The sequence below is a fragment of the Leucobacter sp. USCH14 genome (assembly GCF_037619215.1).
Taxonomy (GTDB): Bacteria; Actinomycetota; Actinomycetes; order Actinomycetales; family Microbacteriaceae; genus Leucobacter.
This window is the reverse complement of sequence record NZ_JAQPZP010000002.1, coordinates 159,261-179,287: the sequence shown is the minus strand read 5'-3', so window position 1 is coordinate 179,287 and position 20,027 is coordinate 159,261. Positions and strand designations below refer to the sequence as shown.

The 20,027-nt window shown below is 69.6% G+C and carries 17 protein-coding genes; 3 read left to right on the top strand and 14 right to left on the bottom strand.

Annotation, left to right across the window (positions count from 1 at the left end; all coding sequences use genetic code 11):
- Positions 1-61: 61 nt before the first annotated feature.
- From PQI23_RS03135 to PQI23_RS03085, 11 genes are all read right to left on the bottom strand, one after another.
- Positions 62-1,282, bottom strand: a complete 1,221-nt coding sequence (locus PQI23_RS03135; protein ID WP_339971453.1) for a Gfo/Idh/MocA family protein — start codon at positions 1,280-1,282, stop codon at positions 62-64.
- A 231-nt stretch (positions 1,283-1,513) separates the two neighbouring features.
- Positions 1,514-2,473: an ATP-binding cassette domain-containing protein gene (locus PQI23_RS03130; protein ID WP_339971452.1), complete on the bottom strand. Its 960-nt coding sequence runs from the start codon at positions 2,471-2,473 to the stop codon at positions 1,514-1,516.
- A complete protein-coding gene (locus tag PQI23_RS03125; RefSeq protein ID WP_339971451.1) occupies positions 2,470-3,516 on the bottom strand; it encodes an ABC transporter permease in 1,047 nt (348 codons plus the stop codon). The genes PQI23_RS03130 and PQI23_RS03125 overlap by 4 nt, the downstream gene beginning before the upstream one ends.
- A gap of 28 nt (positions 3,517-3,544) precedes the next feature.
- On the bottom strand, positions 3,545-4,561 hold the full coding sequence (locus PQI23_RS03120) for a sugar ABC transporter substrate-binding protein (protein WP_339971450.1): 1,017 nt from the start codon (positions 4,559-4,561) through the stop codon (positions 3,545-3,547).
- Between the two features lie 79 nt (positions 4,562-4,640).
- Positions 4,641-5,597, bottom strand: coding sequence for an NAD(P)-dependent oxidoreductase (locus tag PQI23_RS03115; RefSeq protein WP_339971449.1), 957 nt, complete (start codon positions 5,595-5,597; stop codon positions 4,641-4,643).
- Positions 5,594-6,388: an HpcH/HpaI aldolase family protein gene (locus PQI23_RS03110; protein WP_339971448.1), complete on the bottom strand. Its 795-nt coding sequence runs from the start codon at positions 6,386-6,388 to the stop codon at positions 5,594-5,596. Before PQI23_RS03110 ends, PQI23_RS03115 begins: the two co-directional genes overlap by 4 nt.
- Entirely contained in the window at positions 6,385-8,346 is a 1,962-nt protein-coding gene (gene iolD, locus PQI23_RS03105; protein WP_339971447.1) for a 3D-(3,5/4)-trihydroxycyclohexane-1,2-dione acylhydrolase (decyclizing), read from the bottom strand. Before iolD ends, PQI23_RS03110 begins: the two co-directional genes overlap by 4 nt.
- Before the next feature lie 45 nt (positions 8,347-8,391).
- A complete protein-coding gene (locus tag PQI23_RS03100) occupies positions 8,392-9,879 on the bottom strand; it encodes an aldehyde dehydrogenase family protein (RefSeq protein WP_339971446.1) in 1,488 nt (495 codons plus the stop codon).
- A 108-nt stretch (positions 9,880-9,987) separates the two neighbouring features.
- Entirely contained in the window at positions 9,988-11,028 is a 1,041-nt protein-coding gene (locus PQI23_RS03095; protein ID WP_339971445.1) for a LacI family DNA-binding transcriptional regulator, read from the bottom strand.
- A 54-nt stretch (positions 11,029-11,082) separates the two neighbouring features.
- The gene (gene iolG / locus PQI23_RS03090; protein ID WP_339971444.1) at positions 11,083-12,090 is read right to left on the bottom strand and encodes an inositol 2-dehydrogenase; all 1,008 of its coding nucleotides are present in this window, start codon (positions 12,088-12,090) and stop codon (positions 11,083-11,085) included.
- 115 nt (positions 12,091-12,205) lie between these two features.
- Positions 12,206-13,225 (bottom strand): LacI family DNA-binding transcriptional regulator, encoded by a 1,020-nt coding sequence (locus tag PQI23_RS03085; RefSeq protein WP_339971443.1) that lies wholly within the window; start codon positions 13,223-13,225, stop codon positions 12,206-12,208.
- A 172-nt stretch (positions 13,226-13,397) separates the two neighbouring features.
- On the opposite strand from PQI23_RS03085, the gene PQI23_RS03080 reads away from it, so the two are divergent.
- Positions 13,398-14,588 carry a Gfo/Idh/MocA family protein gene (locus PQI23_RS03080; protein ID WP_339971442.1) on the top strand — a complete coding sequence of 397 codons (1,191 nt, stop codon included), beginning with the start codon at positions 13,398-13,400 and terminating at the stop codon, positions 14,586-14,588.
- 43 nt (positions 14,589-14,631) lie between these two features.
- A complete protein-coding gene (locus tag PQI23_RS03075) occupies positions 14,632-15,639 on the top strand; it encodes a sugar phosphate isomerase/epimerase family protein (protein WP_339971440.1) in 1,008 nt (335 codons plus the stop codon).
- 118 nt (positions 15,640-15,757) lie between these two features.
- On the opposite strand, the gene PQI23_RS03070 is transcribed toward PQI23_RS03075, so the two are convergent.
- Together PQI23_RS03070 and PQI23_RS03065 are read right to left on the bottom strand one after the other, a co-directional pair.
- Positions 15,758-16,780 carry a Gfo/Idh/MocA family protein gene (locus PQI23_RS03070; protein ID WP_339971438.1) on the bottom strand — a complete coding sequence of 341 codons (1,023 nt, stop codon included), beginning with the start codon at positions 16,778-16,780 and terminating at the stop codon, positions 15,758-15,760.
- Positions 16,781-16,789: 9 nt separating this feature from the next.
- Positions 16,790-18,265, bottom strand: coding sequence for a sugar porter family MFS transporter (locus tag PQI23_RS03065; protein ID WP_339971436.1), 1,476 nt, complete (start codon positions 18,263-18,265; stop codon positions 16,790-16,792).
- Between the two features lie 112 nt (positions 18,266-18,377).
- Here PQI23_RS03065 and PQI23_RS03060 point away from each other — a divergent pair, with 112 nt between their 5' ends.
- Positions 18,378-19,133: a sulfite exporter TauE/SafE family protein gene (locus tag PQI23_RS03060; RefSeq protein ID WP_339971823.1), complete on the top strand. Its 756-nt coding sequence runs from the start codon at positions 18,378-18,380 to the stop codon at positions 19,131-19,133.
- Positions 19,134-19,145: 12 nt separating this feature from the next.
- Here the strand turns inward: PQI23_RS03060 and PQI23_RS03055 are convergent, their stop codons facing one another.
- Positions 19,146-20,018, bottom strand: a complete 873-nt coding sequence (locus PQI23_RS03055) for a sugar phosphate isomerase/epimerase family protein (protein WP_339971434.1) — start codon at positions 20,016-20,018, stop codon at positions 19,146-19,148.
- Positions 20,019-20,027: the final 9 nt, after the last annotated feature.

Genomic DNA, 20,027 nt, shown 5'->3' with positions numbered 1-20,027 from the left:
GGTCGAGGTGATGGGGTGGCGTGAGATTCGAGCGTGGAGATACTCGGGTGAGGATCGTCGGTCAGGCGCCTGCCGCGGTCGTCCCCTCGACCGGGGCGCTCGTCTCCCATGTGCGCGTCTCGGCGGAGCGTTCGGCGGCCGTGACCACCTGCGCCGCGGAGAGCGCGTCCTGAATATTCGAGTTGACGGCTTCGCGGCCGAGCACGGCCTGCAAGAACTTCTTGGCCTCGATGACCTTGAGGTCGTCGTATCCCATCGAAGTACCGGCTCCCGGCTGGAAGCGGCCGAAATCGCCCATGCCCGGTCGCGCCATGACGCGCGTGTATCCCTGGTTCTCGGCCCCGAGGCCGCCGGAGAGGTGGAGCTCGTTCATGCGCTCGAAATCCCAGTGCGCGGAGCCCTGGGTGCCGTACACCTCGATGCCGTAGCTCGCCCGCGGCCCCACCGAGACGCGCGAGGCCTCGAGAGCGCCCACCGCGTTCGCGGCCGGAGCCCCGTCGGCGATGCGCACGAGCATGCCGGCGTAATCCTCGTTCTCGACCGGTTTCATCTCGCCGTTCTCGATCACCGCGAAATGGGTGCCGGTGCCCATCGGGAGCTCCGGGCGCTCGGTGTACACCGTCGACGTGACCGCGCTGACCTCGGCGATGGGCCCGAGCGTGTACTGCACGAGATCGACGAGGTGCCCCATGAGGTCGCCCAGCACGCCGTTGCCGGCGAGTCCGCGCACGAAGCGCCACGAGAGCGCGCCTCGCGGGTCGGCGGAGTAGTCGGCGAACATCTGGCCGCGCACATTGGTGATGCGCCCGAGCTTGCCGTCGAGTACGAGCTCGCGGAGGTACTCGATGGCGGGAGCGTGGCGGTAGTTGAATCCGATCGAGCTGATCACACCGGCTGCCGCCGCCGCGTCTGCGACCTCACGGGTCTCCTGCTCGCCGCGGCCGACGGGCTTCTCGATCCAGAAGTGCTTGCCGGCTCGCGCGGCGGCGATGCCGATCTCGGCGTGGAGGAAGTTCGGGGCGCAGATCGACACGACATCGACCTCGGGGTCGCTCAGCACTTCGCGGTAGTCGGCCGACGCGCGCTCGTATCCGAGCACGTGGACGGCCTCCTCGGCGCGCGCCGGCGCCGGATCCGCCGCGTGCACGAGGCGGGGCTTCAGGCCGAGGTCGGGATACGCGTACTTCAGGTTCGCGTAGGCGCGACTGTGCAGCTGGCCCATCCAGCCGACGCTGATGAGACCGACTCCGATCTCGACGGTTCCATCCGGCAGTGTCCGCATCGGTGCTCGCTTCCGTAATCGTGGTGCTGGGCACCGATCCTCGTCGTTGAGGTCCAGGCCGCGCTACGCGCCCGAGGGCACGATGGCGTTGAAGAATGGACCGGTCCAAATTGTATGAACATATGCGGTCGACTGTCAATGAGACACGCGCCTTCGCGGCGACCGAAGCACGCGGAACGGGCGCCGATCCTCGATAGGATCGACGCCCGTTCTCAGCGAGGCGAGTCGCGCTCAGCGACGCGATCGTCCGCGCCCACGGCCCTCCGGCTCTTCCTCGTCATCCGCGTACTCGCCGGGCACGACGGTGACGGCCTCCGTGACCTGCACGCGCCCGACCCCCGCAGCGGCGTCGCCCTGGATCTCGTCGCGGATGGTGCGCACCGCATCGGTACTCGTACCGACATCGCGCAGCTCGTGCACGAGCTGCTCCAGTTCGGCGCCGCCCGCCATCAGGCCGGTGAGCTCCTCGAGCGAGATCGCCGACTTCTCGTGGTACCCGATGCTCTGCCCGCGCTTGAGCAGCAGGAAGCGGTCACCCACGGGGTACGCGTGGTGCGGATTGTGCGTGATGAAGATGACGCCGAGACCCCGGTCGCGCGCCTGGATGATGTAGCGCAGCACCACGCCCGACTGCTTCACGCCGAGCGCAGCCGTCGGCTCGTCGAGAATCAGCACCTTCGCGCCGAAGTACACCGCTCGCGCGATCGCGACGCACTGCCGCTCGCCGCCCGAGAGCGTGCCGATCGGCTGGTCGACATCGCGCAGGTCGATGCCCATCTCGAGCAGCTCCTGCTTCGCGGTCTTCCGCATGAAGTCGACGTCGAGGCGCTGGAACGGGCCCCAGCCCTTCGTCTTCTCCGAGCCGAGGAAGAAGTTGCGCCACACCGGCATGAGCGGCGCCACCGCGAGATCCTGGTACACGGTCGCGATCCCGCGATTCAGAGCCTCACGAGGGGAATCGAACTTCACCGAGTCGCCCTCGACGAGGTACTCGCCGGCGGTGTGCTGGTGGAGGCCCGCGATGATCTTGATCAGCGTCGACTTGCCGGCGCCGTTGTCGCCGAGCACGCACATCACCTCGCCGGCCGAGACCTTCAGGCTGACGTCGCGGAGCGCGATGATGTTGCCGTATCGCTTCTCGGCGTCGCGCAGCTCGACGAGCGGCGCGTTCGCAGTTGCTGTGGCGTTCACTTCTTCCCTCCCCGCGCCGCGCGGCGCTGCAACGTGAAGTTCAGCACGGTCGCGCCGAGCAGCATGGCGCCGAGGAAGAACCTCAGCCAGTCCGGATTCCACTCGGCGTAGACGACGCCCTTGAGCGCCATGCCGTAGATCAGGGCGCCGATCGCGCCGCCGATCGCCGAACCGTATCCGCCGGTCATGAGGCAACCGCCGACGACGGCCGCGATGATGTAGAGGAACTCGTTGCCGATGCCCTCACCCGACTGCACCGTCTTGAACGCGAACAGCTGATGCATGCCGAGCAGCCACGCGCAGAAGCTGACGCCCATGTAGAGGCCGATCTTCGTCTTCACGACGGGCACGCCCACGGCGCGAGCCGCATCCGGGGCGCCGCCCGACGAGAAGATCCAGTTGCCGATCTTGGTGCGCTGCAGAATCCAGGTCGCGATGAGCACCAGGATGATCCAGTAGAACACCGTGATCTTCACGTTGACGCCGAACACGGGAATGTCTGCGGCGAAGACGGCCTCCGCCGAGGCGAAGCCGGGCCACTCGGCGATCGACGGCGCTGCCACGCCGCCCGTGAGGGCTCGGGTGACGCCCAGGTTGAGGCCGGTCAGCATGAAGAAGGTCGCGAGCGTGATGATGAAGCTCGAGAGCTTCGTCTTCGTCAGCAGCCAGCCGTTGAGCAGGCCGATCAGCAGCGAGAACACCAGACCGACCGTCGCTCCGACCCAGACGTTCCCTCCGAACCAGTACATGAAGAGGGAGGACGAGAGCGCCGCCGAGATGACGCCGACGCCCGCCGACAGGTCGACCTCGCCTCCGATCATCAGCAGGGAGACGCCGACGGCCATGATCCCCACCGTCGAAGCGCCGTAGAGGATCGTCGCGATGGAGTTCGGCTGGGTGAACTGGGGGGCGACCACGGCGAACATGATCGCGAGAACCAGTGCGGCTGCAGTTGCGCCCGCCTCGGGCTTGGTGAAGAACCTGGTGAACAGGTTGCCTGAGGCGATGCGCTCATCGAGCTTGGGAGCTGTTGCTGTACTCATGGATTCGACCTTCCGGTGCGACCCTCTCCTACTCTGCGGACTCTTCGTCGCCGCCGTCGAACTGCGCGGCGACGCTCTCGGCGTTCTCGGCGTTGACGACCGCGGGGCCGGTCAGCACCGCCTGCCCGCCGCCGAGCACGTATCCGCCCTCGGTGTAGAGCCGCACGGCTTCGACTGAGGAGTAGCCCTGCAGGAACGGCTGCTGGTCGATGCCGAAGAGGATCGTGCCGTCCTTGATCGCCGAGTAGACGTCGGAGTTGAGGTCGGTCGTGGCGAGGGTCGCGCTGCTGCCGGCATCGGCGATCGAGTCCATCGCCGTCATGGCGAACGGTGCGCCGAGGGTGAGCACCGCATCGATGTCGGAGTTGGTCTGCAGCTTCGACGTGATGGTCGATGCGACATTCGTCATGTCGGTGCCCTGCACGTAGAGCACCTCGGAGGTGCCCTCGAACACATCGGCGAGGCCTTCGCAGCGCGACTCGAGGCCGACGTGGCCCTGCTCCTGGATCACGCAGACGGCCTTCTTCAGGCCGGCCTCGTTGAACTGCTCGCCCGCGGCCTGGCCGGCGATGAACTCGTTCTGACCGAAGTGGGCGAGCACTCCCATGTCTTTGTAGTCGTCTTCGCCTGCGTTGATGCTGAACACGGGGATCCCGGCGTCGACGGCCTTCTGCACCTCGCCCGCCATCGCATCCGCCTTGGCGAGCGTCACCACGATGCCGTCGACGCCCTGGTCGACCGCCTGCTGCACGAGCTGCGCCTGACGCGCACCGTCGGGATCGGAGCTGTACAGCAGCTCGACATTGTTGCGCTCGGCGGCGTTCTCGGCTCCGGCTCGGATCGTGTCCCAGAACGTGTCGCCCGGAGCGGCGTGCGTCACGAGGGCGACCTTGATCTCGTCCTCTTCGACGCCTCCGCCACCGCCACCGGCTGCGCCGCCCCCGGCACCCGCGGGCGTTCCGCATGCGGCGAGGGCCAGTGCTCCGACACCAGCCAGGCCTGCGAGGCCGATCTTCGACCAACGCCCGAAACGTGATTTCAACATAGCTGCACTCCATCGTGTAATTGAACTAATGTCGTTACAAAGCTTGCGCTCTGCGTTTACAGTACCGTAACTTCCGCGATCAAGCATCTCCTACGGTAAAGGTTGGATAACGACCGCCGAGCACCTCGCCCACCGCGACGGCAGCCATGCGCACGGTTTCCCGACGCGCCGCTCTCGAGAACCCGGTGGTGTGCGGGCTCAGCAGCACATCGGTACGACCCGCGAGCGGATGCCGCTGCACGGGTTCGTCCTCGAACACGTCGAGACCCACCCCGCCCAGTATCCCGCTCTCGAGGCCCTCCTGCAGCGTCGCCGTCGAGACGAGGTCGGCCCTGGCGCAGTTGACGAGCACCAGACCCGGTTTCGCGGAGCGCAGGATCGCGAGAGGCAGCAGCTCCGATCCCCCTCCGGGCAGATGCAGCGTGAGGGCGTCGGCCCGCCGCACCGCGTCCTCGAGCGAGACGTTCTCGGCGTCGTCGGCCGAGACGAAGGGGTCGTGCGCGATGACGTGCATCCCGAACGCGCGCCCGAACCCGGCGACGATCCGCCCGATGCGCCCGTATCCGAGCACTGCGAGCGTGCGGCCGTGCAGGTCGCCCGCCTCGGGCACCGGCGCGCGCCCCCACTCGCCCGCGGACACATAGCGGTGGGATTCGCCGAGATTCTTGATCAGCGAGGCGAGCATCGTGAAGGCGCCCTCGGCGACGGCGCGACTGTTGCTCCCCGGGGTGATGGCGACGGGGATGCCGCGCTCCCGTGCCGCGTCGAGATCGACCCGATCCACGCCGACCCCGGTGCGTGCGATGATGCGCAGACGCGGCATGCGATCGAGCATCGCGCGGTCGAGGGTGAAGGCGGCACGAACGATCGCCCCCTCCGCGACCGCGAGGTCGTCGGCCCCGGGGTCGGGCACGAACTGCGCATGCTCGGGCAGGTGCGGCGTCACCTCGTCGGCATCGACCGGCCCGAGCGCGACCACTACGCTGCGCGGCCGGGCGGAGGCGCTCGACGCCGGTGCCGGCGATGCGGCGCTCATCGGTCGACGCCCAGCCCCGCGGGCACCACTCGGCGCAACGTCGCGGCGAGCAGCGTCGCGTCGGAGCCGATCGCGATGAACCCGAAGCCGCGCGCCAGGTACGCCTCGGCGCCCGCGCGGTCGTTCGTCAGGATCCCCGCGACCTTCCCGTGCGCTCGGCACGCCGCGACCACCCGATCGAGCGCCTGCTGGAACCGCGGATCGTCGTACTGGCGCGGAGCATCCAGGGCGTAGCTGAGATCCTGCGGGCCGACGAACAGCACGTCGGCGCCCGGAAGCGCGGCGATCGCGTCGACCTCCGCGAGTCCGCCGGCGGTCTCGATCTGCACGATGCCGATCGCGCGATCGTTCGCGGCGTCGATCGCAGACGGATCGGCACCCCAGCGCGCGGCGCGGTTGTAGCTCGCGACGCCGCGATCCCCCAGCGGCGGATAGAGCCGATGCCGCAGCGCCGCCTCGGCCTCCGCTGCGCTCGAGATCCGCGGCAGCATCACACCCGCACCGCCGGCATCGAGCACCCGCCCGACGCGCAGGCGATCCGGCACCTCGACCCGCACGAGCGTTGCGACACCGTACGCACCGGCGGCAGCGGCGATCGACCCCACCTGATCCTCATCGCCTCCGCCGTGCTCGAGGTCGACGAGGAGCCAGTCGAGCCCGGCCGATGCGCACACCTCCGCCGCGGTCACCGACCCCAGCCCGATGAACGTGCCGACGGTCGGCTCACCGGAGAGCAGGCGTTCGCGCAGCGCCCATCCCGGAGCGAGCGGCCCGCGATTCCCGGCGCTCACCCGTGCCACCGCTGCTGCGCGAGGCCGTCGCCGTACTCGACGAGTTTCTCCGAGGTGTCGACTCGCTCCCACACCTCCGCCGGCGACACATCCCACCAGACATCGGACGAGGGCAGGTCGGCGTGCGGGATCGTCGGCACCACGATCACGACCGGTCCGCGGACGTCCCGGGTCTCGTCGAGCGCGGCCCGCACCTCCGACGGCGCGGTCGCGGTGCGCACCTGCGCGCCCAGCCCCGCAGCGATCTGCGCCAGGTCGATCTTCAGGTAGTCGCCCTCGAGCCGGCCGCCGTCGCCGCCACCGGCGCCGGAACCCGCCAGCGAACCGCCCTCCCGGTACCGGAACTCGTTGCCGAAGTGCTCGCCCGTGCGCCACATCTGGAGGCGCCGGATCACCTGGTAGCCGTGATTCTCGGAGATCACGACGGTGAACGGAATGCCCTCCTGCGCGGCGGTCACGATCTCGGTCGGCATCATTATGAACGTGCCGTCGCCGATGAACGCGGTGACGCGGTGCGCGGGATCGGGGTCGGCGAGACGCACCCCCATCGCGGCCGGCAGTTCGTATCCCATGCACGAGAAGCCGAACTCGAGGTGCGCGTGGCGGCTGTTCGTCGCATCCCAGACCTTCTGCAGGTCACCGGGAGGCCCTCCCGCTGCGGCGACGATGGTGTCGCCCGGCCGGGAGTGCTCCTGCATCAGCCCGATGAGCTGCCCCTGCGTGAGCACGGCGCCGGTGTCGGGCAGCTCGGGGTGCTGCTCGAGCGGGAATCGCGCGTCGGCGTCGAGCGCCGCGTCGCGCACGGGCAGCCAGGCCTCGCGAGCGGCGACCACCTCTGCGGCCCACGCCTCGGGCACCCGGTAGTCCCCGAGCGCTGCGGCGAGCGCCTCGAGGGCGAGCCTGGCGTCGGCGATCACTGCGGTCGCGCCCTGCTTCACCGCGTCGTGCTCGACCACATTGATCGACGCGAAGCGCACCTCGGGGTTCGCGAACAGCGACTGCGATGCGGTCGCGAAGTCGGTGAGTCGCGTCCCCACGTGCACGATGAGGTCGGCGCGCTCGGCAAGGCGATTGGTGGTCGGGGATCCCTCGAGCCCGATGCCGAACACGCTCCACGGGCCGTCCGCCGCGACCGCGCCCTTGCCGGCGAAGGTCTCGCCGACCGGCAGGTGCGTCGTGCGGCCGAGCTCGGTGAGAGCCGCCGTCGCGTCGGAGTAGTGCACCCCGCCCCCGGCGATCACGAGCGGTCGCTCGGCCGACCTGACGAGTTCGGCGATCTGCTCGACCTCGGCGGCATCCGGCACGCGGCGGCGGATCACCCAGTCGCGATCCTCGAAGAACTCGACCGGGAAGTCGAAGGCATGCGACTGCACGTCCTGCGGCAGCGCGACGACCGCAGCGCCCGTCTCCTCGGGGCTCGCGAGCACCCGGAAGGCCTGCGGGAGCGCGGTGAGCAGCTGCTCGGGGCGCGTGATGCGGTCGAAGAAGCGGGAGACCGGGCGGAAGGTGTCGTTCGCGGTGACGTCGGGAGTGCCGGGCAGATCGAGCTGCTGCAGCACGGGGCCCTGGCGGCGAGTGGCGTACGTGTCGCCCGGCAGCAGCAGCAGCGGAATGCGGTTGACGGTCGCGAGCGCGGCCGCGGTGACGAGGTTCGTCGCACCCGGGCCGATGGACGCGGTCACGGCGAGCGTGCGGCGGCGCTTCGACGCCTTCGCGAAGCCCGTGGCCATGTGGCCGAGTGCCTGTTCGTTGCGGCCCTGCACGAACGGCAGGCGATCCGCGTGCTCGGCCAGCGCCTGCCCGAGGCCCGCGACATTGCCGTGGCCGAAGATGCCCAGTGCGGCCGGGACGAAGCGCTCGCGCACTCCGTCGGCGACCGAGTACTGGGCGGAGATGTAGCGGATGACGGCCTGAGCGACCGTGAGGCGGACCGTGCGGCCCGAGGCTCCGTGAACCATGGGTGTCAGCTCCTTCGCTGGTGGTGAGTGGGTGGGTGCAGCGCGTCAGCCGTGCATGACGACGGTCTTGACCTCCGTCATCTCCTGAACCGTCGAGCGCACGCCCTCCTTTCCGTAGCCGCTCGCCTTCAGCCCGCCGTAGGGCATCAGGTCGGCGCGCCACAGCGGAGTCCATCCGAGGTGCACGCTGCCGGCGTCGATCTCCCGCATCGCCCGCACGCCCTCGGCGAGGGTGCCCCCGAAGACACCTGCTGCGAGCCCGTAGGCGGTACCGTTCGCCGCGTCGATCGCGGCGTCGAAACTGTCGACGGAGGTGACCGCGACGGCCGGGCCGAAGAGCTCCTCCTGCGCGAACGCATGATGCGTGTCGACTCCCGTGACGATGGCGGGCGAGACGAATGCGCCGTCGCGTTCGCCTCCGGTGAGGAGCGTCGCTCCATCATCGACCGCACGAGCGATGCTGGCGGCCACGCGCTCGGCCTCCCGCTCGGCGATGAGCGGGCCGAGGGTCGTGCCGTCGGCGAAGGGGTCGCCCATGCGAATCGCTTCGACCTTCGGCCGGAGCGCGTCGAGCAGGTCGCCCTCGACGTCGCGGTGCGCGATGACGCGCTGCACCGAGATGCAGACCTGACCCGCGTTGACGTAGCCGCCGGCCGCGATTGCCGCGGCGGCGCGCTCGATGTCGGCCCCCGGCAGCACCAGCGTCGGCGAGGAGGCCCCCAGCTCGAGCGACAGCTTCGTGACACCCGCGAGGGAGGCGATGCGCTCCCCGACGCTCGTCGAACCGGTGAACGACACCTTGCGCACGCGAGGGTCGCTCACGAGGGCGTCGCCGAGCTCGCCGCCCGGGCCGGTGAGCACCGAGATCACGCCGGCCGGCACCCCGGCCTCGACGAAGATGCTCGCGAGAGCGAGAGCCGTGAGCGGCGTGGCGCTCGCGGGCTTCAGCACGACCGCGTTGCCGGCCGCCAGCGCAGGCGCCACCTTGTGCAGCACCAGGAGCGCCGGATAGTTGAACGGCGTGATGGCGACGACGACGCCGACGGGCTGCCGCAGCGTGAAACCGACTTTGTCGAGCCCGGTGCCCGGGTTCGCGTCGAGCGGCAGGCCTTCGCCGTAGAGCTGCGTGCCCTCGTGCGCGGCGAGGCGGATCAGGGCCCCCGATCGTCGGGCCTCGCCGAGCGACTCGGCCAGCGGCTTCCCGTTCTCGGCGGAGATGGTGGCGGCGAGCACGTCGGCTCGGGCGTCGGCCAGTTCGGCGGCGCGGCTGAGGATCGCGAAGCGTTCATGCGCGGGCGTTCGGCGCCAGACCGCCGCTCCGCGTTCGGCAGCCGCCAGCGCGGCCTCCGCGTCGGCCGCGCTGGCGACCGCGACCTCGCCGACGGTGCGGCCGTCGTACGGGCTGCGGATCTCGGCCCGGGCGCCTCCCGCGGCCGCGCGCCACTCGCCGGCGACGAGCAGCCCGTACGAACCGGGGTCACCCCCCGCGCCCGTTGCTCGTGCTGCGTGCGGGTGCGCGCTCTGCTCGCTCATGACCGTCCTCTCGCCGTTGACTTGGACCGGTCCAAATTGTATGCACAAGGTGTCGGCCGGGTCAACCGGAGGCACGATCGCTTCCGGACGAACCGTACCTCTCCCGCGTCACGCCGAGGCACGCACCACCAGGGTCGGCGGAATCAGCACCTCACCGGTCGGCTGATCCGTCAGGCCCTGCGCTCCGAGCAGCGCCTCCGCCGCCTCCCGGCCGATGCGGCGGTTGTCGGGATCCACAGTGGTCAGGGAGATGCGCGGGATCGCGGAGAGCGTGGTGTCGTCGTAGCCCACCACGCGGCACCCGCCCGGTACCGCGATGCCCGCGGCCTCGAGTGCCGTGATCACTCCGACCGCGGTGAGGTCGTTGACGGCGACAATGGCTTGCGGCAAGCGATCCTCATCGAGCAGGCGGGCCACCGCCCGGCGCGCACCCGCCTCCGTGAAGTCGGCGCGCTCGGCCCACGCACTGCTCCCGAACCCGCGTCGCTCGACGGCGGTGCGGAACGCGGCCTCCCGGGAGGCGGAGACCGTGCCGCCGGCGCCGCCCACGAACGCGATGCGCTCGACGCCCTGCGCGGCGAGATGCGCGATGACGAGGTCGAGACCCGCCACGTCGTCGGTGCGCACCGTCGCCACCACATCCTCTGTGGCATCGATCGCGCTGGCGACGACGGTCGGAATCGCAGCCGTCAGCTCGGCGAGCTCGGCGAACTCGGGAATCGTGCCGACTGTGATCAGCCCCGACGGGCGCAGATCGCGCAGCACGTCGATGTTGTCGCGATCCAGCACCGTGCCGCCCGCCCCGTCATCGACCTGCGCGCTCACGATCATGGTGCGCCTGCCCGCGTCCGCCAGACGCGCCTTGGCGGCCCCCACGATCTCGGCGAAGAGCGGGTTGTGCAGGTTCGACACGAGGATCGCCACGATGTCGCGGCGCCCTGCGGAGAGCGATTGCGCCACGAGATTGGGGCGATAGCCGAGGCCGGCGGCGGCGTGCAGCACCCGGAGGCGCCGCTCCTCGCTCACGTTCTCGCCGCCGTTGAACACCAGGGAGACGAGCGACTTCGAGACGCCCGCAACGCGAGCCACATCGCGGATCGTGGGCGGGCGCGGCGCAGCATCGAGCGGGGCACCGGTGTCGTGCGCCATCGTCCTCCTCACGTCCCGTTCATCATAGGGGCGGCGCGGCCGACGGGCGACGGTTCAGAGCGCGACGGCGACGATGCCGCCGGTCTCGGCCGACCGCTGCGCCGCATCGGCCAGGATCAGCGCCGCGCGCCCGTCCTCGAACGTGGGGCTCGTCGAAGCCTCCCCGCGCACGAGTCTCACGAACTCGCTGAGCTCGGCGGCGTACGCGGCCGCATACCGCTCGAGGAAGAACTCGGCGTACGGCGGCCGGGACTCGACCGAGTCGCCGTTCGAGAGCACCACGGTGTTCTGCTGCGGGTTGCCCACCTGCAGCATGCCCTTCGCTCCGAACGCCTCCATGCGCTGGTCGTACCCGATCGCGCTGTGACGCGAGTTCACGATCGTGACGATCGCGCCCGAGGCCGCCTGCAGCGTCACGACGGCGGTGTCGAAGTCGCCGTGCTCACGCGCGCCGGCGTCGAAGGTACGGGTACCGGTGGCGCTGACCGAGACGATGTCGTCGATGAAGAACCGCGCCATGTCGAAGTCGTGGATGGTCATGTCGCGGAAGATCCCGCCCGACACTCCGATGTACTCGGCCGGCGGGGCTGCAGGGTCGCGGCTGATGATGATCAGCTGCTCGAGATCGCCGATCTCCCCCGCGCGCACCCGCGCCTGTGCGGAGGCGTGATTCGGGTCGAAGCGGCGGTTGAACCCGAGCGCGACCGGCACTCCGCTCGCGGCGACCAGGGGGCGCAGGGCATCGACGCGAGCGATGTCGAGGTCGATGGGCTTCTCGCACAGCACGGGCAGACCGGCGCGCACTGACGCCTCGATGAGATCGACATGGGTGGGGGTCGGGGAGGCGATGAGGATCGCATCGACCTCGCCCGACGCGATCAGCTTCTCGGCGGATTCGGTGGCGGTGGCCCCATAGCGCTCGGCGATCGCGTTCGCACCGGCGATGAAGGGGTCGGCCACCCACGAGAGCGTCGCCTCAGGCGAGGCGGCGATGCTGGCGGCGTGCACCTGGCCGATGCGACCGGTTCCGACGAGGCCGAAGCGAATGGGTTGCTGCGTCATTGCGATTCCCTTGCGATGTGCGCCCGGTCGATCGAGAGTGCGAGCCTGGCACAGATGAATTGTTAGGTCAAAGTCTGATTCTAGGCCTCGGCGAAGCGACGCGCCAGCGGCGCGGTCAGGGGCGCAGGATCGCGGATGTCGAATCGCGAACGACGAGTCGGGGGGCGAAGGTGCGCGATCCGGCCGGCGCTCCTGAGAGCAGCTCGAGCAGCGTCTCGCCTGCCGCCTCCCCCACCTCTCTCGGGTCTCCGCTCACCGAGGTGAGCGAGACGAGGCCGTAGTCGGCGAGCGGCGAATCATCGTAGCCGACGACCGAGATGTCGCCCGGCACGGTGAGACCCGCATCGGCGGCCGCTCCCATCACGCCGACCGCCATCGGGTCGTTCACCGCGAATACGGCCGTCGGCCGCGGCGCGCCCGCCCCGCGAACCCGCCCGGCGGCACTGCCGCCTCCCAGTATCGGCGCAACAGCGGCGCGAGCCGCCTGCTCCTCATTCGCGTCCGCGGGAACGATGCAGGTGTCGAGCCCCGCCTCGCCCATCGCCTCTCGGTACCCGCGCTCGCGCTCGGTCGCGCTCGCACCGGGCCCCGACACGCAGACGATGCTGCGGTGGCCGATCTCCATCAGGTGGCGCGCGGCGATGCGCCCGCCTTCGGCCTCATCACTCGCGATCACCGGCATCCCTGAACCGCTCACGTGCCGCGTGCCGAGCACGACCACCGGCACGCCGGCTCGCTCGACGGCCGCCGCCGTCGCCTCGCCCGCGAGCACGATGCCGTCGACGCGCAGAGCGCGAAACGCGTCGAGCGGGTCGATTCCGAGGTGCGCGTTGAGACTGGCGTCCGCCACGCTGAGCGCATACCCCTCCCGTCCGATCGCCGAGCGAAGACCCGTGAGCGCCTCGACGAACCAGAGGTTCGCGAAGTCGTCGATGACCACGCCGATGCTTCTCGTGCGCGTGCCCGCGAGCCCGGCGGCCAGACGGCTCGGGGTGTAGTCGAGTTCCGCGACGGCGGCGAGGACCGCGGCCCGCTTCTCGTCGCTCACCCGCGGGGAATCCCTCAGCACCAGTGAGACGAGCGACTTGGAGACTCCGGCGCGCTCGGCAACATCGTAGATCGTCGGTCGTCGCATCGCAGTCCTTCCTCGCGGGTGGCCCGACTCAGGCTACGGGAAGCCCGGCGAATTCGGCGCACGACCGATTGACGGGGGCCCGGCGCCCCGGCTACCCTGGCCGTAATTGGAGCGCTCCAATACTCGCTGCACCCTCGCCCCACAGCACCGAAGCACTCTCGGAAGGATCACCATGCACGCATCTCTCGGCGTCGCCGTCATCGGAGCCGGCATGGCCGGCAAAGCGCACGCAGCCGCGTATCGCGCGGCCTCGACCCTCTACGCACCGGTGCTCCCGGACATCCGGCTCGTCGCGATCGGCGATGTCTTCGCACCGCTCGGCGAGGAGACCGCGAAGCGCTTCGGATTCGAGCGGCACGTCACCGATTGGCGCGAGATCGCCGCGGCCGACGACATCGACGTGGTGAGCGTCGTCGTCGCCAATTCGCTGCACCGCGAGATCGTCGAGGGCCTGCTCGCCGCGGGCAAGCACGTGCTCTGCGAGAAGCCGCTCAGCGACACCATCGAAGACGCTCGCGCAATGGCCGATGCCGCCCGCGGCGCCGAGGCGAACGGCGTGATCGCGCGCATCGGCTTCAGCTACCTGCGCGCGCCGGGCATCGCGTTCCTGCACAAGCTCATCGAGGAGGGCCGACTCGGCGACGTACTCCACTTCTCGGGCCGCTACTGGACGGACTACGCCAGCCGCCCCGACGCCCCCATCAGCTGGCGCTACCAGGGCCCCGCCGGCACCGGAGCCCTCGGCGACGTGGGCAGTCACCTCAGCTACATCGCCGAGTACCTGTGCGGACCGGTGCGAGAGGTCTCGGGCGGTCGCTTCCACACGGCCATCACCGAACGCCCGCAGCCGCTCGGCCGGGTCGTCGGGCACACCCGCGGCAACGTGAGCAACGAGACCGCACCGGTGACCAATGACGACTACGCCACCTTCAACGCCGAATTCGCCCGCTGCATCGGCACCATCGAGGTCTCACGTGTAGCGGCCGGCCATCCCAACAGCTGCACGGTCGAGATCTTCGGATCGCAGGGGGCTGCGCGATGGACGCAGACCAACCCCTCCCAGGTCGAGGTCGTGCTGCACGACGAGCACTCCGATGTCGCCGGGTACCGTACGATCCCCCTCGGTCCTGAGCATCCGCACTACGCGGGCGGATGGGCGATGGACGCCCCCGGCGTCGGCATCGGGCAGAACGACCTCTTCGTGCATCAGGCAAGGGCCTTCCTCGAGGAGATCGCCGGGATTCCCACCTCCGAGTCGCTCCCCCGCTGCAAGAGCTTCGACGACGGCGTGCACAACATGGAGTTCCTCGCGGCCGTCGCCGAGTCGGCGGCCCGGGGCGGCACCGCGGTCGCGGTGCGTTGATCCTCACATCCCCGAACCCCGATCCCGAAGAAGCGAGCACCCCATGAAACTCGGCGTCTACAACGCAATCCTCCACGACCGAACCCTCCCCGAGGCCATCGAGGTGGTCCGCGACCTCGGCCTGGCCGGCATCGAGCTCAATTCGGGCGGCTTCCTGCCGTCGCTCCACATCCCGACATTCGAGCAGATCCTCGAGTCGGACAGCGCGCGCGACGACTTCCTCGGAACGTTCGAGGGTACCGGCGTCTCGATCGCCGGACTCAACTGCAACGGCAACCCGCTCCATCCGAAGCGGGCGATCGGCGAAGCGCATGCGAGTGACGTGCGGCGGTCGATCCTGCTCGCGGAGCGGCTCGGGCAGGATCGCGTCGTCACGATGTCGGGCCTCCCCGGAGGCGAGCCCGGGGCGACCGTGGTGAACTGGGTCGTCAACGCCTGGAATTCTGCGGCGCTCGACGTGCTCGACTACCAGTGGGACGTTGCGGCGAGGTTCTGGCGCGAGACCGACCGCTTCGCCGCCGAGCACGGCGTCACGGTCGCACTCGAGCTGCACCCGCAGAATCTCGTCTTCAACTCGGCGGATGTGCACAAGCTCATCGAGCTCACCGGCGCAACGCACGTCGGCGTCGAGCTCGACGCCTCCCACCTCTTCTGGCAGCAGATGGATCCGATCGCCGTCGTGCAGCACCTCGGCGAGCTCGTCGTGCACGCCGCTGCCAAAGACGTACGGGTGAACCCCGAATGGGCGCGCCTCAACGGCGTACTCGACAACTCGTTCCGCCGTCTCGGTGCGGATGAGCCGCGCACCAACCTCGGCGGCGACGAATGGGCGAACGAATGGCCCGTGCATTCCGCCTGGGACTTCGTCGCACTCGGTCGAGGGCACGACACCGCGTTCTGGACGGAGTTCTTGCGAGCGCTCCGCGATGTGGACCCGGACATGTGGGTCAACATCGAGCACGAAGACGTCTCGCTCGGCCGCATCGAGGGCCTCGAGGTCGCAGCGAGAGTGCTTCTCGACGCGGACGCGGCCCTGCGAACCGCCCCGTAGGCCGAGGCGCTCTCGCGGGCCGAGAGACGCGCGCCCGTCGCGGCCGCGAGAGCGCAGTCGTGGTCGTCCGCGCGAGCGGGCGCGACCGAAACTGCGCTCTCGGCGCGGTCAAGGGCGCTCAGACCGTCACGCGCTCACCCGTCAGCGCGCTCTCCCGGGCGGCGTCGAGCACGGCGACCGTGTGCAGCGCCTCGTCGAGGGTGACGTTCGGCGAGGTACCGGCGGCGAGCGCGCGGTGCAGGTCGCGGTAGAACTCCGTGTAGTCGCCTCGCAACGACGGGACGCGGATCGCGCCATCCGCAGTCGTCAGCACGCCCCAGCGCTCCTCGGCCTCGATGCCCCACACGTCCGCATTCGCGGCGGGGGTCAGCCCGGCGATCAGCTGCTCGAACTGCACGTCGGCCATGTGCGACTCGTAGTTGCCCTCATGGCCGACCACGATCATGCGACGATCCTGACGACGCGCGCCCTTCGTCGACGAGACCGCGCTGAACACCCCCGACACGTGGTGCAGCCCCAGGAAGAACCCGACGTCGACGCGTCGATCACCGGTGCCGATCCAGTCGAGGTGCGCGTCGACCCGCTCCACGGGGCCGAAGAGCTGCGTGAGCTGGTCGACGACGTGCGCGCCGAGGTCTCGCAGGAGTCCCTCGTCGGGCCCCTGGTCGAGCACCGCGCGGTCGTCCTGCTCGAGCGCGAAGTCCGCCCGCCAGACGGGGCCGAGCGCTCCCGATGCGAGCACCGATCGCAGCGTCACGAGATCCGTATCCCACCGGCGATTGTGGAACACGGTGAGCGTCCGCTCCGCCGCCCGCGCCGCCGCGATGAGTTCGCGAGCGGTCGCCGCATCGGGCGCGAAGGGCTTGTCGGCGACGACGTGCACTCCGCGTTCGAGCGCCCGCAGCACCAGCTCGCGTCGCGTCGCGGGCGGGGTCGTGATGACGACGGCGTCGACGCCCGCATCGATGAGCGCGTCGAGCGACGCGAATGCCGGCACCCCGGGCGCGGCGTCGGCGAGCGCTGCGCGCGTGCGCTCCGACCGCGCGACCGCACCGACCAGCTCCCACTCCGTGGCGGCCTGCACGTAGGGCAGGTGGAACAGGCGTCCTCCGACGCCGAACCCGACGATTCCGATGCGCATGCGCGCTCCTCACTTGCTCCGCGGCACGTAGATCGCGCCGGTCGAGACTTCTTCTTCGAGCGCCTCGAGGGTGCGCCCCCGCGTCTCGGGCACGCTCTTCCAGACGAACAGCAGGGCGAGCGCGCCGACGGCGGCGAAGACGAAGAAGGTGTTGGAGATCCCCACCCCGTCGACCAGCGGCAGGAAGAACAGCGCGACGATGCCGTTCATGATCCACAGTGCGAACACCGAGATTCCCATTCCGATGCCGCGCATGTGCAGCGGGAAGATCTCCGAGAGATACACCCAGACGGCGACGTTCAGGAACGTCTGCATGGACCCCACGAAGATGACCACGAGCGCGAGAATCACCCACGGGCGTGCGGCGCTGCCCTCGGGCAGCGTGAGCGACGCCACTCCGATGAGCAGGTGGCTGACGGTGGTGAGGCTGAATCCGGTGATGAACGTCTTGCGTCGATCGAGCCGATCCATCATCTGGAGCGCGATGATCGCGCCGATCACGGCGATCACGCCCGGCGCGACGTTCGCGATGAGGGCCGCGTTCTGCGAGAAGCCCGACTGCTCCAGCACCTGGCTGCCGAAGTACATGATCGAGTTGATGCCCGTGAGCTGCTGGGCGATGCCGAGGCCGATGCCCACGAGGATGATCTTCGTGAGGTTGCGATTCGCGAAGATCGCGCGCCAGCCGATCTGAGTCGCTCCGCGCTCCTCCTCGATGAGCGTGCGCAGCTCGCCGATCTCGGCCGTCGCCCGCTCCGGCGTCCGCACGGTCGCGAGCACGCGCTCAGCGCCGGCGAAGTCGCCGCGACCCACGAGCCAGCGGGGCGACTCCGGCATGCGCAGCATGCCGAAGAAGAGCGCGATCGCCGGAAGCGCGCACACGGCGAACATGACGCGCCAGATGCTGTCGATGTGCCCCCAGACGTTCCCGATGATGGCGTTGACCACGAAGGCGGCGAGCTGACCCACCACGATCATGAGTTCGTTGCGGCCCGCGAGGGAGCCGCGAATCTCGTAGGGCGCGAGCTCGGCGAGGAAGACGGGCACGACGGTCGAGGCTCCGCCCACGGCGAGGCCGAGCAGCACGCGCCCGAGGATGAGCGTGCCGAACCCGAGCGGCGTGTGCGAACCGAAGACGTCGCCGCTCGGCGCGAACACGACGAACGCGGTTCCCACGAAGAAGAGCACGGCGAGCAGGATGATGGTCTTCCGTCTGCCCCAGCCGTCGGAGAGCCGCCCGCAGACCATCGCGCCGAGCGCGGCGGCGAACACCAGCGAGCTCGTGAACCAGCCCTCGAGGAACGGAGTGAGCCCGAGCTCCTCCGACATCGGGCTGAGCGCGCCGTTGACCACTCCGGTGTCGTACCCGAAGAGCAGGCCGCCGAACGTGGCGATGAGCGCCACGAGTCCGAGGCGGCGCCGATGCGGCCCGGTTCCGAGCGGAGGCAGCGAGGTACGACTCGCGCCCGCGGTTCCGACTGACATAGTGTGACTCCTTCGTCGTGCACGCGACCCGCCGAGTAACGGGCCCTTCATCTGAGCCTAACAATGTCGTTACATTTGGACAAACTTTCGCGAGCGGTACAGTGGTGCGGTGATGACCCTGCTACCCGAGCTCGCTCCCCTCGCCTGGACGACGCTCGGGGTCGCAGCCGTCATCGTCGGGTTCTCGAAGACGGCGCTGCCCGGCGCCAACACCGTATCGATCGCGATCTTCGCCGCGATCCTGCCCGCGAAGGAGTCGACCGGAGCTCTTCTCGTGCTGCTCATCGTAGGCGATGTCTTCGCAGTGTGGGCCTATCGCAAGCACGCGAGCTGGCAGACGATCCTGCGTCTCGCGCCCGCGGTGGTCGCGGGCCTCGCACTCGGCGCCGTGTTCCTCGCCATCGCTGATGACGGATGGGTGCGCCGAGTGATCGGCGCGATCCTACTGCTCGTCGTCGCGTTCACCGTCTGGCGCCGCTTCTTCTCCGTGGGCCGGTCCGAGGCCGGGGCGGGAGGACTCGCCGGCAGCGTCGGCTACGGGTCGCTGGCGGGCTTCACGACGATGGTCGCGAATGCCGGCGGGCCGGTCATGTCGATGTACTTCCTCGCGGCGAAGTTCCCGGTGCAGGCCTTTCTCGGCACCGCGGCCTGGTTCTTCGCGATGATCAACGTCGCGAAGCTGCCGTTCTCGTTCGGGCTCGGCCTCATCGACGCCTCGAGCCTCGCACTCGACCTGCTCCTCGTGCCCGGCGTGATCATCGGAGCCGTTCTCGGGCGATGGATCGCGGTGCGCCTCAAGCAGCGGGTGTTCGAAGGCGCCGTGCTCGTCGTGACGGTGCTCGCAGCGCTGTATCTCGTGATCTTCTGAGCAACGCGCGAATCAGGCCAGACCGACCAGTTCGCGCAGCTTCTCGAGCTGGAATCGGGAGATCTCGTCCGCGCGCTCGTCTTCGGCGAACACGTTCGACACGATGAGCGCGTCGTCACGGTCGAGGTACCCCGACTGCCGCAGCACGCTGAAGAACTCCTGCCAATCCACGTCGCCATCGCCGATCGCCAGGTGCTGATGCACGCGCACCGCATTGCCCGGCGGATTCGTGATGTACCGCAGCGCGTGCGACCGCGTGTGGTCGAACGTGTCGGCGGCGTAGACCGCGCCGAGGCGATCGCCGAGCTGCGGAATGAGGCTCGTCGCCCGGTCCCCGTAGTGGAAGGTGTGCGCAGCGACGTAGACGAAGCCGACGCGGTCGCAGTTCAGCCCGCGGATGATGCGCCACGCCTCGAGCCCGTCCTCGACGAAGTCGTCGGGGTGGGGGTCGAAGTTGAGCGCGACGCCCTCCCGCTCGAGCACGGGGATGAGCCGCTCCATCGCTCGGTAGAACGCGTACTCCGACTCCTCCTCGCGCTCCGGCCGACCCGAGAACTCGGTGTTCACGACGGGTGCCTCGAGCTCGGCGGCGATCTCGATGTAGCGGGTCGTGTTGAAGACGGCCGCGTCGACCTGGTGCGGCTCGGGGCCGCCGAACCGCTGCACGGGCAGCACCGACGTGATGGTCACCCCCGCGTCCTTCGCCCGCTTCTTCAGCTGCGCGATGAGGTCGCTGTCGACCTTCGGGTAGTGGAAGTGCCGCCCGAAGTCGGGGCTCGGCGTCAGCTGCAGGTACTCGTACCCGAGCTTCGCTACGAGGTCGGGGAAGTCGAGCAGATGCACCGAATCGTTGTACGGCGTCGGGTCGAGTGCGATGCGCACCATGGGGGCCTC